This window comes from Sphingomonas vulcanisoli (assembly GCF_011761305.1).
GTDB classification, from domain to species: domain Bacteria; phylum Pseudomonadota; class Alphaproteobacteria; order Sphingomonadales; family Sphingomonadaceae; genus Sphingomonas_I; species Sphingomonas_I vulcanisoli.
Genome location: NZ_JAAOZC010000009.1, coordinates 33,823 through 51,023, shown reverse-complemented (window position 1 = coordinate 51,023; position 17,201 = coordinate 33,823). Strand labels below are relative to the sequence as shown.

At 59.0% G+C, this 17,201-nt stretch carries 12 protein-coding genes; 9 read left to right on the top strand and 3 right to left on the bottom strand.

Features of this window, described 5'->3' with window-relative positions; genetic code table 11:
- Positions 1 to 52 precede the first annotated feature (52 nt).
- From FHS31_RS14105 to FHS31_RS14075, 7 genes are all read left to right on the top strand, one after another.
- Entirely contained in the window at positions 53 to 934 is an 882-nt protein-coding gene (locus FHS31_RS14105) for a LysR family transcriptional regulator (RefSeq protein ID WP_167074649.1), read from the top strand.
- 293 nt (positions 935 to 1,227) lie between these two features.
- Positions 1,228 to 3,807, top strand: a complete 2,580-nt coding sequence (locus FHS31_RS14100; protein ID WP_167074647.1) for a TonB-dependent receptor — start codon at positions 1,228 to 1,230, stop codon at positions 3,805 to 3,807.
- Positions 3,808 to 3,866: 59 nt separating this feature from the next.
- A complete protein-coding gene (locus FHS31_RS14095; protein ID WP_243843479.1) occupies positions 3,867 to 5,213 on the top strand; it encodes an aromatic ring-hydroxylating oxygenase subunit alpha in 1,347 nt (448 codons plus the stop codon).
- 185 nt (positions 5,214 to 5,398) lie between these two features.
- Positions 5,399 to 6,661, top strand: coding sequence for an MFS transporter (locus tag FHS31_RS14090; RefSeq protein ID WP_167074643.1), 1,263 nt, complete (start codon positions 5,399 to 5,401; stop codon positions 6,659 to 6,661).
- Between the two features lie 163 nt (positions 6,662 to 6,824).
- Positions 6,825 to 7,928 (top strand): alpha/beta fold hydrolase, encoded by a 1,104-nt coding sequence (locus FHS31_RS14085; RefSeq protein WP_167074641.1) that lies wholly within the window; start codon positions 6,825 to 6,827, stop codon positions 7,926 to 7,928.
- 55 nt (positions 7,929 to 7,983) lie between these two features.
- The gene (locus tag FHS31_RS14080; RefSeq protein ID WP_167074639.1) at positions 7,984 to 9,354 is read left to right on the top strand and encodes an aromatic ring-hydroxylating oxygenase subunit alpha; all 1,371 of its coding nucleotides are present in this window, start codon (positions 7,984 to 7,986) and stop codon (positions 9,352 to 9,354) included.
- 107 nt (positions 9,355 to 9,461) lie between these two features.
- Positions 9,462 to 10,412, top strand: a complete 951-nt coding sequence (locus FHS31_RS14075) for a DODA-type extradiol aromatic ring-opening family dioxygenase (RefSeq protein ID WP_167074637.1) — start codon at positions 9,462 to 9,464, stop codon at positions 10,410 to 10,412.
- 141 nt (positions 10,413 to 10,553) lie between these two features.
- Here FHS31_RS14075 and FHS31_RS14070 read toward each other — a convergent pair whose 3' ends face one another.
- The 3 genes from FHS31_RS14070 to FHS31_RS14060 form a co-directional block, all read right to left on the bottom strand.
- Positions 10,554 to 11,504, bottom strand: coding sequence for a DODA-type extradiol aromatic ring-opening family dioxygenase (locus FHS31_RS14070; protein ID WP_167074635.1), 951 nt, complete (start codon positions 11,502 to 11,504; stop codon positions 10,554 to 10,556).
- 65 nt (positions 11,505 to 11,569) lie between these two features.
- Positions 11,570 to 12,502, bottom strand: a complete 933-nt coding sequence (locus FHS31_RS14065; RefSeq protein ID WP_167074633.1) for a DODA-type extradiol aromatic ring-opening family dioxygenase — start codon at positions 12,500 to 12,502, stop codon at positions 11,570 to 11,572.
- A gap of 673 nt (positions 12,503 to 13,175) precedes the next feature.
- Positions 13,176 to 13,937 (bottom strand): SDR family NAD(P)-dependent oxidoreductase, encoded by a 762-nt coding sequence (locus tag FHS31_RS14060; protein ID WP_167074631.1) that lies wholly within the window; start codon positions 13,935 to 13,937, stop codon positions 13,176 to 13,178.
- Positions 13,938 to 14,388: 451 nt separating this feature from the next.
- Between FHS31_RS14060 and FHS31_RS14055 the strand changes: the two genes are divergently transcribed.
- Together FHS31_RS14055 and FHS31_RS14050 are read left to right on the top strand one after the other, a co-directional pair.
- Entirely contained in the window at positions 14,389 to 15,195 is an 807-nt protein-coding gene (locus FHS31_RS14055; protein ID WP_341786366.1) for an alpha/beta fold hydrolase, read from the top strand.
- A gap of 263 nt (positions 15,196 to 15,458) precedes the next feature.
- Entirely contained in the window at positions 15,459 to 17,192 is a 1,734-nt protein-coding gene (locus tag FHS31_RS14050; RefSeq protein ID WP_167074629.1) for a thiamine pyrophosphate-requiring protein, read from the top strand.
- The last annotated feature ends 9 nt before the right edge of the window (positions 17,193 to 17,201 follow it).

The following is a 17,201-nucleotide window of genomic DNA, read 5'->3' as shown; positions in this document are numbered from 1 at the left end:
ATTCAGTAAATTCATACTTCTCTAACGGTAGGTTCAGTTATATTTAACCTGAATGCGGCCCGATGAACTCGATCTCAAACGCTTGAAGGCGTTCCGTTTAGTGGCTCGACACGGCAACCTGCGCCAGGCAGCGCAGCGCTTGCACCAAAGCATTCCTGCCGTTTCGGGCAAGCTGCGGAAGCTGGAGGAGGATCTCGGCGTCACGCTGTTCGAACGTGCGCCCAACAAGCTGATTCTTACCGAAGTGGGCCGACGCTTCCTCAATGAAGCCGACGCCGTGGTGGCCCGCGCGGAGCGTGCCATCGCATCTTTGCGGCAGCCATCGGAACCTGCGGGGCGTATCGCGGTCTCGATCGGCAGCGACCAGAGCTGGTATTTCGCGCCGCGCATAAGCGCTTTTCTCAAGCGATTTCCGAAAGTTGAGCTAACCTTATCGATCGTTCAGGCGGCGGATTCCTTGCAGCGGTTGCGCCAGGGCGATCTGGACCTGGCCATCGGAGTATTCCCGCCGCTGGCCGCCGAGTTTGATCAGTGTCAGGTCGTGGAGACGTCACTGTCGCTGTTATGCCGCAAGAATCATCCGTTATTGAGCTTGCTGAACCCAACGCTCGAAGAGATCGCAAACCATCGCCTTATCGTGCTGCCCAAGCATGCCGAAACGCGAAAGCTGGTCGATCGGGCGATGTCGCTGGCGCATATTGACGGGCTCAACATCATCGAAGTTGCCAATTGCCACACCGCGAGCACCTTCGTGGATTTGGATGTCGGTGTCGCGCTCGTCCATTCGATTTGCTGCGCAAACGCGGCAGGCGAAACGACCGCGCGCATGGAGTTGGGCCGGCAGTTCGGCAAAATCGGCTTCTCCCTCGTCAGCCGCACCGATGATCGTGACAACACTCTCCTGGCAACGCTGATCGAGCGGCTCGCATCCTGATCTTCCGGGACGCACGGGTCCCGACAACGCAGCATCATAATCAGGCTTAGACGCGCCGCTATGTTTGCGCTATGCCGCGTTAGGACCATCTGACGATACATGTTCTACTCAGGAGAACGTGTGGGACGAGGGGGTATTTGGCGGCGAGATCGGCGCAGGCTTGAACGGTAAATCCTACAAAATGAGACATGTAGTTTTGATTTGATCGAGGCGCCGCATAACATGCGAGTTCCTAAAAGCGGGGTAACCGCAGGGAAAATTGGTGGCGAGGATGTTTTGGGAGGGCAAAAACCATGAAATACAAACTATTGGCGACAACAGGGCTGTTAGTAGTTGCGCTGCAATCATCGATTGCCCCGGCGCAAGCTCAGACCACGGCCGCGGCAGCCGTTCAGGCCGATCCGACAGTCGGCGGTTCGTCGATCGCTGATATTATTGTTACGGCACAACGCCGATCAGAATCGGTACAGAAATCGTCGCTGGCCATCTCAGTGTTGCAGTCCGCTGCACTGAAGGACGCGGGCGTTAGCCAATTGCGCGATCTCATGGCGGCGACCTCCGGCGTTATTATCGGACAGGGCGGCCCGACGACGCAGGTCTATATTCGTGGCATCGGTGATGCCGGCTCCACCCCGAATACCAATCCGTCGGTGGCCACGTACATTGATGGAGTATATGTTGCGCGAGCCAATTCAATCGATGGCAACTTCTTCGATATTCAGCGCGTCGAAATCCTCAAAGGGCCGCAGGGCACTTTATACGGGCGCAACAGCGCCGGCGGTGCCCTGAATATTCTTTCCAATGTGCCGAGGCTGGACAAGGTCGAAGCCGCGCTCAATTTCGAAGGCGGCAATTACAAAGAGATCAACGTCGACGGCATGATCAACATGCCGCTGGGCGAAAAGGCCGCCCTGCGCGGCGCGTTTCAGGTGGTCAGCCGCGATGGTTATTCATCGCAAGGGTTCGATGATGATCACAAGCAATCAGGTCGCCTGACCCTATTGGTAAAACCCAGCAGCGATGTCTCATTGCGCGTTACCGGCGGCTATACCCACGTCGGCGGGACCGGGCCTGGCTATGATTTGAACATCAACAATTTCCCCACGGCAATCAGCTCGCAGCTTGCGCAGCTCTCGGGCGCTGGCCTGCCTGCCGGAGGCGTGACCGTTCCTACGGATCCGCGGATCAGTGTGACTGATCCGCGCGCGTTCAATGTGTTCTGGGGTGTGGAGCGACTGTCTTATGGACAGCGCAATGGCGGTCCCGGCGAAGTCGGTCCGTTCAACGGCGTGACGTCCCCGCCATGGTGCGTTCCGGTAGTCGGGGCAAACACGGCCTCGGTCAACGGAGTGGTCACGCCATTGCCGTTCCAGAATCCGGGGCTTTGCAACGCCTTGTTCAACGGAAGGGCGCTACCATCCCCTCCAGGCGGCTTGGTCACAACCTGGGATCCGTCGCGGTGGCAGGCTTATGCCCATCAGGACAATCGCTACTGGAACCTTAGTGCGGAGCTTACGGCAAATCTGGGCTTTGCTAATCTCACAATCCTGCCCGCCTATCGCAGCACCCAGATGGACTATTCGACCTATCCGGTCGCCTTGTTCGACAACGGCGGCCGTTCGCCCGAGACGTCGAAAAGCGGTTCACTCGAAGTTCGGCTATCCAAGGACACGAAATTGGTCAATCTCGTGATTGGCGGGTATGTATTCAAGGAAAAACAAGATCAGTACTCTGGCTCCGACACCGGAGAGCTGCAAAGTGGATATCTGTTCAATACCTATAACCCTACGCACATCCGGACCAATAATTTCGCGTTTTTCGGGCAGGGGACTTGGCATCTATCCGATCAGCTGCGTTTGATCACCGGCTTGCGCTATTCGCATGAGACCAAACGCAACTATGGCCAGAACATCTCTGTGTTTCCGAGCACGGACTTTCTTGCGGGGCAGCCTTGCTTCAATTCATCGACCACCGATTGTGTTACCGATGCATGGAACGGCCGGATCACATTCAATGCGGTCAACTGGAAGGCCGGTATCGAGTATGATCTGTCGCCGACCAGCATGCTCTATGCTACCGGTGCAACGGGATTCAAGGCAGGCGGCTTGAACACTCGATCGATCAATTATCCGACCGATGTCACTCCAATTCCGTTCAAGCCTGAAAAGCTGACCGCCTTCGAACTTGGGTCGCGCAATCGCTTTCTTGGTGGCCGTCTACAGGTCAACATAGAGGCGTTCTACTGGCTCTATAAGGATCACCAGGAAAGCGTCAGCTACGCCAATCCGGCCGGCAAGTTCCTGTCGGCAACGCTGAATGCGGGTTCGGCGAAGGTATATGGTGCCGATGTCGATATCGTTGCACGGGCAACGTCCGCCGACACGCTCCGCTTCAATGCCGAATACAATCACTCGCGGTATACCAAGTTCACCTATCTTTCGACCGGGAACATCCAGGGCGTGGATACCGGATGTGCCGTTACGCCAAGTGGGACCGGCCAATCTGTTGATTGCTCAGGCTTTCCGCTCTCCCGGGCTCCCTTGTGGACAGGTTCGGGTTCTTGGACGCATAGTTTCCAGTTTGGGGGCGGCAGCCATATCGATGCCACGCTGAGCGGACAATATTCCAGCAAATATTACTTGAGCAACTTCTTCAACAACCAAGTGCTTGCCCCTTCCAATTTCGTGGGCAATTTCACGGCCAACTATATTCCTGCCAACGGCCGCTGGTCCTTCGGTGCCTTCGTCCGCAATTTTACTGACGAAGTTGTCTATACCGGCGCCTTTGCCATCCGCGGGCTTAACCACGGAATCCAGGCGGTAAACGTCGGCGCGCCGCGGACCTACGGCGTGCGAGGAGGCCTTAAATTCTAAGTAGCCAGCCGGGAGCACTCGCACGGGTGCTCCCGGTGATTTAAACAAGAGGACGTGTGATGCTCGACCAAGTATCAAAGCCTGCTTACCCTGATTTCCATGCCTTGGTTGATCTCCAAGCTGGGCTTGTGGACCGGTCGATTTTTTCGGACGAGGAGATTTACAAGCTTGAGCTGGAGCGTATTTTCGCGCGCGGCTGGAACTTCATGTGCCACGAGAGCCAGATCCCCAAGCCGGGCGATTTCTTCCTGAGCTTTATCGGCGACGATTCCGTCATCGCAACGCGTGACAAGACCGGCAAGCTGCAGGTCTTCCTCAATACCTGCCGGCATCGCGGCAATGCGGTGTGCCGCGCCGAACAGGGCCACACCAAAAGCTTCCTGTGCACCTATCACGGCTGGACATATGGCCTCGACGGCAAGCTGATCGGCGTCCCCGGCTACAAGGATTTCTACCACGAGGATCTCGACCGTTCGCAATGGGGCCTCGTCGCCGCACCCCATGTCGAAAGCTACAAGGGCTTCGTCTTCGCCTGCATGGACCCCGATGCCCCCAACCTAAACGAGTTCCTCGGACCCGTCGGAAGAATGTGCATCGATCAGATTGCCTCGCGCGGCAAACTGGCCATCGTCGATGGCGTCTCCAAGAACATCATCGGCTGCAACTGGAAGCTCGCCGTCGATAACGTGTTCGATTATTATCATGTCATCACGCACATGTCGGCGTTCATGTCGGGCGGCACTGCACCGGTTATTCGCGGCGGCCCGGGTGGGAGCGAGCCGCAGCGGACGGTGCTGGGCGAATATGGCCACGCCATCGGCGGCCCCAAGCTGACCGAAGAAGACGTCGATGCGATGAAGGCCAGCCCCAACGATGCCGTCGCCCAGTCCCGTGATCTGTATCACCGGATGCTGCCCGAGGTGCAGGAAACATTGGGTGACGTCGGGGTCTACGCCCAAGGGCACCCGCATATCTTCCCCAATTTCTGGGTGAGCGGAAACCAGGTCAGCCTGCGCATTCCGCGTGGCCCGAACAAGACCGAGATCTGGTGGTTCACTTTCCTCGACGAGGATATGCCCAAAGAGACCCGGGACATGCGCATGCATCGTGCGATCCACGCCTTTGGCGCGGCCGGCATGCTCGAGCAGGAAGACGGCGAAAACTGGGACCAGTCGACACGTGCCACACGGGGCGTCCTGGCAAAGCGTTATCCGCTGAACTTCAGGATGGGGATGGGGCACGATATTGTTCAGAAAGACGAGAAGTCAGGCATTTCCTATATCGATACGCTCGTCAGCGAGCATCCCCAGCGCTGGACCTATCGTGCCTGGGCAGATTGGATGACCGCGGAATCATGGGCTGATCTCAAACGTGACCGCGCGCCCATTCCCGAAGGCATAGCTTAAACCAAGGCTCGGGCCCAATCTGGGCCCAGCCTGGCCGCCTCTATAAGAATAATATCGCGAACTCTAATTACCGATTCTGGCCTGCCCATTTGCTGAATTAATAGAACATAACGAGCCACATTGATTGGCGAGGAGAGAGTATGGGAACGTCTTCAGATCCAGCAGTCAGAACGACTTCACATGTCTTGATCCGCACGCCTTGGTATTACGGGTGGAATATCGTTGCGATCGCGGTTCTCTATCAGTCGGTGATCTGGGGAATAGGTCTCTCGTCCTTCACTTACTTTGTACATGACTGGATGGCGGCATTTCACGTCGGTCGCGCTCAGATCATGATCGCGCTTTCGCTGGAAATCCTGCTTGTGGGTGCGCTTGCACCTTTGGCGGGGCACCTGCTCGATCGCTTGTCGACCACGATGCTCGTAACCTTCGCCGTGCTGTGTTTCGGGATGGGGATGTTTCTCATTTCGATCGCAACCGCGCTGTGGCAAATCATCGTAGTTTACACCCTTCTCCTTTCCGTCGGGATGACCTTGGCTGGGCCATTGAGCGCGACCACGCTCGTGGTGCGGTGGTTCCGCGCGCGGCGAGGCCTTGCCATGGGATTCGCGTTGTTGGGCAGCCCGCTGGGAGCCATCGCAATTCCACAACTTGTGACACGCTGGATGGTCGGCGACAATTGGCGGGGAACACACGTTTATCTTGGTTTGATTTGCATCGCATTGCTGCCGATCGTTCTGCTGATCGTACGCGGGTCGCCAGCCGTAGCCGGCATCGAAATCGAAGCGGATAGCCCGCGTACCGCCGCGCTTGAGGCAAAACGTCCGCAGCAGACATGGTCAATCCAGCAGGTGATTAAGACGCCCGCCATTTGGATCATCGTGTGCGCCTTCGTGCCACTCAGTATCACCAACCTGGGAATGAGCGGCAATCTCGCTCCGTTTGCACTGGACCTGGGCCTGACACGGCCACAGGTCGGCGCACTCGTCCCGATTATCGGGGCGCTCGGTTTTCTGGCCAAACTGGCCTTCGGTTCGCTGTCCGACCGTATCGATGCCCGTATCCTCTTCTACACATCGGTCGTCTTCGTGGCGGCGGCCTTGATCATGATGTGCCAGAAACCGGGCTTTCAGATGATGATGGCGGCTTGCGGGATCTTCGGCTTTGGCGAGGGCGCCGCTCTGGTTTTGATCGGCGTCATGGTCGCGGCACGCTTTGGATCAGAAGCTTATGGCACGGCCGTGGGGATCGTTTATTTCTTTGTGATGACGCTGGCTGCACTGGGCCCGATCATAGGCGGTTATCTGCGTGACGTGACGGGCACCTATACAGCAATGTGTCTGGTCATGTTGGCGATGCTCTTTCCCGCTGCCTTGGCAATCACTTTGCTGCGTGCGCCAACAAGAAAAGCCCGTCCGCCCAAGCTGGCGCTGAATCCCAACCAATAAGGTTGGGTGGGGACGCCGGCATACGAGACTGCGAGATTGTGCGGCGCAGAACTGCTCCTCTCACAAGCTGAGTGAGATCTAGCGCCGCCATTCGCTTTTTCCGAGTAAACCGCTATTTCTCAAGACCATAATCAAGCACAACATCAAAGGAAGGGTGAGCGCCATGGCTTTACTTGACGGGGCAAACTCGAACAACAGCGGCCTCACCGACGAGGGGCTTATTCGTGTTCCCGGCCTCCTCAGTCGCTATGTCAAACTCGCCAATGGCGCCAAAGCGCATTATATGACCTCTGGAGAGGATGGTCCGGCGGTCATCCTGCTCCATGGTGGCATCGATGGGTCATCCGGTACGGCAGGATGGCGATTCATGGCGCCGATGCTGGGTGCCAACGGCTTTCGCGTCTACTGCCCCGATCGCCCTGGCTACGGCCTTTCCGATATTAGCAAGCCTGAGTTCCTGGTTCAGGATCGCAAGGCAAACGTAGATTTCGTGACGATGTTTGCTGATGCTTTGGGCATCGACAAGTTTCACATCGGCGGCAATTCTGCAGGCGGCGTTATTTGTGCCGACTATGCCGTACACAATCCGGAACGGCTGCTGAGCATCGCGTTCATAGCCTGCGACTTGGGCGATATCGCGCCGCAATTTCCCAACATCATGAAGCCGGCAGAGGGAAAGTTCACGCCCAATCCCGGATTCACGCCGCCGCCGCCGTTCGATGGCACCGACGAAAGCATGAAGGTGATGATGGAAAGCATCATCTACGCCAAAAAGGCGGTTTCGCCGGAGCTCGTGGCGATGCGCGCGAATGCTGCGCGGCGACAGCGCGAGGCGCGCCCTGGTGAAACGGCGCAGTCGCGCCGGAGGCTTTTGAATGCAAACCCCAACATGAAAATCGTTTTCACAACCAAGGATCGGATCGACAAGCTCGATATCCCCATGATCTACATGTATGGCATGCAGGATGTGATGGCGATCGTCGAGAACGGTTTCGTCCAGGAAGACAAAGTACCGAACGTACAATTCTTCTATCCTGACGAATGTGGTCATCAGGGCCAGACTGATCAGCCCGACCTATTCAACGATGTCTTCCTGGAATTCTTCCGCGACGGCAAGGTGAGCTGGGAGACGGCACAGCGGGCCAAGGTTTCGCGGCGTCGCCCAATCAACCCTGATCGCGTCGAGGAGCCGGCTGGTGGTTTTCCGAAGCCGGTGCCCGATGCCTATGTCGATTATCCCACCTTGATGAAGGCTTTGGCCGAATAAGCGATTTGGCCTGCCGTGGCCAGGCCAGTCCAAGAAAGCCGGACAGGAGGCATCAATGTTGAAAACCAAAGCTAAATCCAGACTGCCCGAGGACTTCCACGACTTGGTCGATCCGGAACAGGCGACGGTGGACCGGTCGATTTTTTCGGACGAGGAGATTTACAAGCTTGAGCTGGAGCGTATTTTCGCGCGCGGCTGGAACTTCATGTGCCACGAGAGCCAGATCCCCAAGCCGGGCGATTTCTTCCTGAGCTTTATCGGCGACGATTCCGTCATCGCAACGCGCGACAAGACCGGCAAGCTGCAGGTCTTCCTCAATACCTGCCGGCATCGCGGCAATGCGGTGTGCCGCGCCGAACAGGGCCACACCAAAAGCTTCCTGTGCACCTATCACGGCTGGACATATGGCCTCGACGGCAAGCTGATCGGCGTCCCCGGCTACAAGGATTTCTACCACGAGGATCTCGACCGTTCGCAATGGGGCCTCGTCGCCGCACCCCATGTCGAAAGCTACAAGGGCTTCGTCTTCGCCTGCATGGACCCCGATGCCCCCAACCTAAACGAGTTCCTCGGACCCGTCGGACGGATCGGCCTTGACCTGATCGCCGAGCGCGGGCGGATTGTGCCGATCGACGGCATCAAGAAGAATATCATCGGCTGCAACTGGAAGCTCGCGGTCGACAATGCGTTCGATTATTATCACGCACCGCTAACCCACGCCTCGACGATCATGGTGCGCAATCCGCGCGTCGACAAGGAGGGCAACGCCCTGCCTCCGCGGGCCAATTCCAGCGCAAACGATCATCGGGTCATGCTCGGGTCCTATGGGCATGCCATCAGCGGCCCCAAAGTGTCCGAAACCGAGCGCTCGCTGGCCGCCCTCCTGCCCGATCATAAGATCGAACCAAGGGTTGACCTGGCCTGGCGCGATAAGCCCGAAACGCTGGAGGCGATGGGCCCGGCCGGTATCGAGATCAACAGTCATCCCAATATCTTCCCGAACATGTGGGTAACGGAATCGTCGCAGGTGGCGCTGCGCATCCCCCGCGGCCCTCGATCGACGGAAGTCTGGTGGTTCAGCTTCGTCGATGCTGATCTGTCAGACGAACGGCAGAAGGCCTATGTCGAACATTCGAATTTTCTGCACGGCCCATCGGGAATGAACGAACAAGAGGACGGCGAAAACTGGGATCAATCGACCCGCGGCACCGCCAGCATCTTGGCGAAGAACTTCCCGTTGAATTATGCAATGAACCGCGATCGCGGCGAAGTTAAATTCGATAACGCGGGGGTTGCCTACATCGACACCCACGTCAACGAACATGCCCAATTATGGATGTACATGTGTTGGGCCGATTGGATGACCGCACCGGATTGGTCCAGCCTGAAGCAACGCCATGAATCTCCCCCGACCGATCGCTTCTGAGAATTGAGACGGTGTTGGCTACCAATCCCGGCGCGGATGGGATGCTGTGAGTAGAGCCTCAGAATAGCGCGCATGGTCTAGACCATACCGGGACAGGAGTAGAAACGATGCCGATCGGACTGGGAATTGGATTATCGCATGCGCCCGGCATGTACCTGTCGACCGAGCAGGAGTGGGACGTGCTGTGGCACAAGCTGACCACAGCACGCGGCGTACCGCAACCAACTAGCGTATCGGACGAAACCGGCGATCGGCTGAAGGAAAAAATCCACCGCATTCGGGCAGCGCATGTCGAAGTGAAGCGTCTGTATGAAGCCTATGCGCCGGACGTGCTGATCATCATCGGCGGTGACCAGACCGAAATGTTCGATCGCTCCAACGTACCACAATTTATGATTTTCCTAGGCGAAAGCGGCACCGGCCGCCGCCCGGACACCAGCCTGCCGCCGGTGGATATCGCGGTGGATGTCGCGTTTTCCAAATGGCTGCTCGACCGGCTGGTCAAGCAGGAAGGGTTCGACATCGCTTTTTCCTACGAGATGAAAAACCTCGGCAAGCATCACGGCTTCCCCCATGCCTATGGCTACCCGACTTCGTTTCTGTTCGAAGACGTCCAGACGCCGACGGTGATCATTTATGAGAACACGTTTGACGAACCCAGCCTGTCCGCCAAGCGATGCTATGATCTTGGCGCGGCCATTGCCCGCATCACCCGAAACGATCCCCGCCGGATCGCCATTCTAGGATCAGGAGGATTGGCGCACGATCCGCGCGGTCGGCGGGCGGGCTGGATCGACGAACCGCTCGATCGATGGTTTCTTGATCAGCTCGCAGCCGGCAACGGACGGGCGACGCAGGCCATGTATACCTTCGATTCCGATACGATGGTCGGAGGGACAGGCGAGATGCGGGCCTGGATCACGGTTGCCGGTGCCATGGAGGAGATGGGATCGAAGGCCCATGTGCTCGACTACATCCCAGCCGCCAAGACGGTAACCGGCATTGGGATTGCCAGCTGGCATGTCGATGAGCAACCGGCTGCCCTCGCAGCGGAATAGCGAAATAGCGTCAGCTTGTGCCGGCTCGCAAAACTTTACGCATGCCTTGCACGATGATGTCAGGAACGCGCTGATTGACGTGCGACGGATACAGAAAGGCTGGCCATAAGGATGGTTGGACAGCCGTTCTGATTAAAGCAGCTATTCCGCAGCGACCGCATGCTCCTGTTGATCGGTGAGCCAATAAGCGAGGCCCAGCCCCGTCACGCCCTTCGCCACAGGCATATAATCCAGGATTGTGGCGCGTGATCCCATCTCCTCCATGGCCCCTGCGGTGGTGATCCAGGCACGAGTTTCCCCGGTCCCGGCAACCATCGTATCGGAATCGAAGGTATAGAGCGCCTGCGTCGCCCGTCCGTTGCCCTGCGCCAGTTGCTCCAGGAACCACCGGTCCATGGGTTCGTCGATCCAGCCTGATCTTTTGCCACCGGGATCATGGTTGAGCCCGCCCGAGCCGACGATGGCGATTTTGCGCGGATCATGACGGGTCAGACGGGCGATCGCGGCGCCCAGGTCATAGCAACGCTTGGCAGACAGGCTCGGCGCATCGAACGTATTCTCATAGATGATCACCGTCGGCGTATTGTTGCCTTCGAACAGATAGGATGCCGGGTTTCCAAAGGCGTGGGACAGGCCATGGCCGCGCGCCAGAGGCTTGGCCTCGTAGGAAAACGCAATGTCGAAACCTTCCTGCTTCACCAATTTGTCGAGAAGCCACTTCGAAAATTCCACATCGATATCAATGTCCATCGGCGGTAAATTGGACATACGCGGCGAATAGGGCTGGCCTTTGGCCGGCATCGGACCGCCGGGATATTCCGCTTTCTCGCGCTCTCCCAAAAAGAACATCAATTGAGGAACATTGGATCGATCGAACATTTCATTCTGATCGCCCCCGATGATGATGCAGATGTCGGGATCGTAGAGATCGAATTGACGCTTCAGCTCAGCATGACCCGCATCGATCCGGCTTATGTATTCGCGCAGCTTAGGCCCGTCTTCCAGCTCCACCGAAGCAGGCTGCGGCACACCGCGATCGAGGCTGAGCAATTCCCAGGCCCGGTTCCAGTCGCTCTCCGTCTTCAGATACATGCCGGGGCCGTGAGAAACCCCAATCCCAAAACCGATAGGCATCGCAATCCCCTTTAAGAGTGATTTCAAACCGTCCAGGCGGCGAAGCCCAACCCAGTTATCGCGCGATAGGAGGGAATATAATCGATGATCTGGCCCCTCGCCTTGACGCTTTCAGCCGCCGCCGCAGCCGCCAGCCACGTCCGAATCTGACCCGTCCCGCCTTGGATGGCATCGGATTCGAGGTCGAACATCTGGCGCAACCGCTGCGCATTCCCGCGGCGCACGGCGCGATCCATCACGAACCGATCAAGCCTCTCGTCGACCCAGCCGGCGCGCGCGCCATTAGGATCGTGGGAAAGGCCGCCCACCGCCATGACGGCGAACTTTTGCGGCAAGCCATCGAGAATCTGGCCCAGTGCGGTGCCGAAATCCAGGCATCTGCCGCCGGACGGCATGGGATCGACCCGGCAATTGATCAGGACCGGAATCAGAGGAATGTCGAGACCGTCCAGAAACGACGCGCCAGGATACAGGAAGGCGGAGGAGGCGCCCCATTCCGGACGCCCCTGCGGATTTTGCACACTCATGTAGCTCATGTCGAATTCGCGATCGATCAATTCGCGATGAATTTCCCACGCCATTTCCGGGTTACACTTGAGCGTTACCTTGTGATCCTCAACCGCCTCGCCAAGCGCCGCGATCGCCGAGGATCCGGTCATCTCGGCTCCGGTATAGGTGCAAAACTGGGGCACCTGGACGCGATTGAACATCACACCATCGTCATAGCCGATAACGACCAAAGCATCAGGCCGGACAGACCCGAGGCGCTCCTGCAGCGCCGCCTGGGCGTGTTTTATGCGCGTGAGATGGTCGTCGAGCACTTCATCGGTTTCCGCCGCCAGCTCCCGCGGCGCAGGGATGCCTTCGGTCAACTGGCTCTCATACAATCTCAGCCAGTCGCGCTTGTCGCGATAGAGAGACGGCGCGTTCGAAGTGGCGAGGACAAGGCTCAACATTGCAAATCGTCTCCCAAATTCGTTGCCGACATGCTCTTCGACATGCTGCGAAAGTGATCACCGCGAATACGAACGGTAGATATCATCTGGCCGAGTAATCGCCCCGAATTCACTCCAATGCGAGGCGAATGACCAGAAGCAGATGCCGTACCGACCTGTCCCGCGCCCGCCAAACTACCCGTCTCAAAGAATGGGAATCATGCCCCCGCCGCGCCACCATCGCTTCAGCCTCGAACGTCTCGCGTTGATCGACAAACCCACAAGGCGCTCGGTTCAACTGCGCTGACTCAATGGCAGATCCGGGTGTGTAGGGAGCTGGGAACCGGCCTTGCTGGATCATCTTGTAAACCATTGATTTGCTGACACTGACAAGGCGCAAACCTCTTTTAACGGAATCAGCCATTCTGCTGCTTCGATTGCAGAAGCGTGTGGCGGCTTGTTCCCTTTTTAAGCAAAGAGCTGGGTAGGATGTTCCAGCAAGATCGTGCTTTTCGGCAAATGCTTCATCAGCTTCCAAGAATTCAGCAAGTATTGCAGGGACGAGCTCGGCCCGCGCCCCCCTTGCGTTTGCCACCAGCGGTCCGCGCCGCCGCCACGATGAAGCCATCGGCCCTATCAATCTCCTGAAAATTGGGGGGCGTAAGGGCAGCGGGCTGACGTCGAAACTGGCCAATCAGCGGGGCGCCATGCGGATCGCCCCGTCGAGCCGGATGACCTCGCCGTTGAGCATGGGATTGGCCAGGATCGACCCGACCAGCCGCGCATATTCCTCGGGGCGCCCCAGCCGGCTGGGATGCGGCACCTGCGTGCCGAGCGAATCCTGCGCGGCCTGCGGCAGGCCCATCAGCATCGGGGTGAGGAAGATACCCGGCGCAATCGTCATCACCCGGATGCGATGCTGCGCGAGATCGCGCGCCGCCGACAGGGTGAGACCGACCACTCCGCCCTTCGACGATGCATAGGCCGCCTGGCCGATCTGCCCGTCATAGGCCGCGACCGAGGCGGTGTTGACGATCACGCCGGCCTCCTCACCCTCGATCCCCGCCGCGATCAGGCGGGCGGCGAATTTCGAGAGCATATTGAACGTGCCGATCAGATTGATTTCGATCGTGCGGCGATAGGCATCGAGCGAATGCGGCACGCCGTGCTTATCGACAACCCGGCCCACCGGCGCGATGCCCGCGCAGTTGATCAGCACCCGCGCCGGCCCGTGCGCCGCCTCCGCATCCGCCAGCGCCGCGGCGACGCTGGCATCATCGCTGACGTCGACGCGCAGGAACTTGCCGCCGATCGCGCGTGCCGTTGCCTCGCCCACTTCGGCGTTGAGGTCGAACACGGTGACCTTCGCGCCGCCGTCGGCCAGCAGCTGCGAGGTCGCGCCGCCTAGGCCGGATGCGCCGCCGGTGACGATCGCGGCAACTCCAGCAACGTCCATAGACTTTCCACTCCCGTCTGTGTTCCGATGGCGGCGCTTACAAGGCGCGCGCGATCACCATGCGCTAAGCCGATCATGACCATGTCTTTGATGGCATAATCATGTCGATATCGGCTTTGATACGATATAATTACGGAAAAGATGATTACGTCAAAGTCTCCACTTTACTAGCACGCATTAGCTAGAATCCGGGGTTCATCTCCTAGCCGCAGCGGCTGCTAAAAAGCAGCGGCTTACCCATTGTAAAATATCCGGCGTTTTCGATCGCCTTGATAACGTTGGCGACTCCCTCGTTCTATTCGACGCTGGTCTCGTCGGCAGGCGGACATTTCGCAGAACGGCACGTGCCATACGGCCGTTCCTCCGCTGTCCTGTCGCCATCGAGGTGACCTGTGACGAAGACGCTTCCAACCGAATTCCGTTCTCGCGGCTGTGGGTGCGAGAGGGTCGCGTGACCCGGCCGCGCCGCGCTTACGCCGACGGTCCGTACGGCCAGATCCACTATCAGGTGCTGGGTGAAGGCCTGCCGCTGATTCTGTTGCATCAGGCGATGATGGCCTCGGGGCAATTCGACTGGGTCTACGCGCCGCTGGCAAAACGCGGCATCCGCGCGATCGGCATCGACATGCCCGGGTTCGGCATGTCCGACATGACCCCAATGGTGCCGCGCGTCGAGGATCTGGCGTGCTGCGTGCCGCCGGTGCTGGATGCGCTGGGTCTCACCAGTGCTGCGATCCTCGGCCATCATACCGGTGCCATGATCGCGACCGAGGCGGCGATTCAGTTCCCCCACCGCATCTCGGCGCTTATTATGAACGGCCCGATGCCCGTGACCGAAGCGGAGCGGCAGGATTTCCTGAACAATGGTTATCCGCGCGAAAAGGCCAATGTCGCCGTGAGCGGGGGCAAGCATTTCAATGTGGTGTTCGCGGGCCGCGAACGCCTTGCCGCCGGCACCGTCCCGCTCGATCGGATCAGCAACTATGTGGTACAGGCCTTCGTCGGCCAGGCACCCTATTGGTATGGCCACCATGCGGCTTTCCAATATCATCACGAGCTTTCGTTACCGAAAATCCCGTGCTGCGCGATGATCCTGACCAATACCGGGGACATCATCTACGAAAACGCCAAACGCGCCAAGGCGATCAGACCCGATATTCCGCTGGTGGCATTGGACGGCGGCGGCGTCGACATCGTCGATCAGCAGCCCGAGCAATGGGCTGATGCCGTCGCGCATTTCCTGAAGATTCCTCGATAGGGGTGCCGTCAGACAAAGTTGGTAGGTAGCATCCATCATTCATAATACGCGCGGGACTTTGATCTGCGTTGGACCCGCCTTCCAATCGCCTCGCGGAACTCTTTGAGCTGCCTTGATATGCCGATCGTTGGATCGGCTTCGACAGGCACGCCGATGAGGGCGATGAGGGCCTGCAACACCCCCGCGGGACATCCACGTATCTGGTTGCCAGATCCTCAGACGTCTGTCAGTTTTGCCCAGAGATCCGAATGAGAGGCTGAAAGATGGACCGTGAAGCTGCCACCCTCGTCCCGGAGCTTGCGACCGCGCATTCCGAGTCGGTTGCCGAAACCTTTCTCGCGATGCTCAAGCAAAAAGGCATCGATTACCTGTTCGTCAACAGCGGCACCGATGCAGCGCCGATCGCCGAGGCCTATGCGCGCCAGCATCTGTCGGGCCTCGATTTTCCGCAGCCCATCATCGGCACGCACGAAAATCTGGTGGTCGGCATGGCGCACGGTCACACTATGGTGACGGGCAAGCCGCAGGCGGTGATGGTGCATGTCAGCGTCGGCGCCGCCAACGCCGTGTGTGGCATCATGAACGCCAAGCGCGACGAAGTGCCGATGCTGTTCATCGCCGGACGCAGCCCTCTGTACGAAAAGGGACCACTCGGTGCCCGCTCCGGCGCGATCCACTGGGCGCAGGAAATGTACGACCAGGGCGGCATGGTGCGGGAACTGGTCAAATGGGATTATGAACTGCGAAGCGGCATACATGTCGAGGATGTGCTCGACCGCGCTCTCGCGATCACCCAGGCCGCGCCCGCGGGGCCCGTCTATTTGACCCTGCCGCGCGAAGTGCTCGCGGAAGTGACTGATTCTGCCCCGGTCGCGGGCAGCGCCGTCGTCGTGCCGCTCCCTCCGGCGCCCGACCCCGTCGGCGTGGCGGCGCTCGCCGAGATGATCGCCGCCGCGCGCTGCCCGATCCTGGTGACGTCGGCAAGCGGGCGCGATACCGCGACTGTCGTCCCGCTCGAAGCTTTTTGCGCGCGTTTCGGCATCGGCATCGTCGAGGCAAAGTCGCGCTATGTCTGTGCAACTGCCGACCATCCCTATCATCTCGGCCAGAACCTGCATTCCTATCTGGGCGAGGCCGATTTGCTGATCTGCCTGGAAAGCGACGTGCCGTGGCTGCCCGAGACGCGCGAGCCCGATCCCGCTACTCGGATCGTCCATATCGGCGTGGACCCGCTGTTTCAGGACTATCCGATCCGCGGGTTTAGAAGCGATCTGTCGATCACGTCGTCCGCGGCCAAGCTGTTTCCGGTGCTGACTGAGGCGCTTGCGGCGATCGATACCGCCGATGCCGCCACGCACCGCAAGGATGCGGTAGCGGCGCTTTCCGCGCAACGGCAGACGCGGCGCGCAAAGCGGTTGGCCCCCCTCGCCACCGTGCCGCAAATGACCAAGGATTGGCTGAACCTGTGTTTGAACGAGGCGCTCGACGACCAGGTGATCCTGGTCAACGAATATTGGGTCGACCGCGAGATTTTTGACGCAAAGGCTGCGGGCAGCTTTTTCATGCATTCGCCCGCGGCGGGCCTGGGCTGGGGCATGCCGGCCGCAATCGGCGCTGCTATTGCGGCACCGACGCGCACGGTAGTGGCCACGATGGGCGATGGCTCCTATTTATTCTGCAATCCCGGCGCGTGTCATCAGGCATCCGCAATGCACGACGCGCCGTTCCTGACGATCATCTGCAACAACGCGCGTTGGGCCGCAGTTCAGCAATCGACGATCGGTGTCTATCCCGGCGGTCACGCGGCCCGTGGGCCGAAGCCTGCGCCGCTCAGCGATTTAAGTCCCGTGCCCGACTTCGAGAAATATGTCGAAGCATCGGGCGGCTATGCCGAGCGCGTTACCGATCCAACAGCGTTAGTCGTGGCGATCCGGCGCGGCCTGGAGGTCGTCCGCCGAGAACGCCGTCAGGCGATGATCAACATCATCTGCGACTGAAGCGCCTGA

Coding starts and splice junctions, on each gene's coding strand:
- FHS31_RS14105 (WP_167074649.1), top strand. CDS start 53: ATGCGGCCCGATGAACTCGATCTCAAACGCTTGAAGGCGTTCCGTTTA.
- FHS31_RS14100 (WP_167074647.1), top strand. CDS start 1,228: ATGAAATACAAACTATTGGCGACAACAGGGCTGTTAGTAGTTGCGCTG.
- FHS31_RS14095 (WP_243843479.1), top strand. CDS start 3,867: ATGCTCGACCAAGTATCAAAGCCTGCTTACCCTGATTTCCATGCCTTG.
- FHS31_RS14085 (WP_167074641.1), top strand. CDS start 6,825: ATGGCTTTACTTGACGGGGCAAACTCGAACAACAGCGGCCTCACCGAC.
- FHS31_RS14080 (WP_167074639.1), top strand. CDS start 7,984: ATGTTGAAAACCAAAGCTAAATCCAGACTGCCCGAGGACTTCCACGAC.
- FHS31_RS14075 (WP_167074637.1), top strand. CDS start 9,462: ATGCCGATCGGACTGGGAATTGGATTATCGCATGCGCCCGGCATGTAC.
- FHS31_RS14070 (WP_167074635.1), bottom strand. CDS start 11,504: ATGTATCTGAAGACGGAGAGCGACTGGAACCGGGCCTGGGAATTGCTC.
- FHS31_RS14065 (WP_167074633.1), bottom strand. CDS start 12,502: ATGTTGAGCCTTGTCCTCGCCACTTCGAACGCGCCGTCTCTCTATCGC.
- FHS31_RS14060 (WP_167074631.1), bottom strand. CDS start 13,937: ATGGACGTTGCTGGAGTTGCCGCGATCGTCACCGGCGGCGCATCCGGC.
- FHS31_RS14050 (WP_167074629.1), top strand. CDS start 15,459: ATGGACCGTGAAGCTGCCACCCTCGTCCCGGAGCTTGCGACCGCGCAT.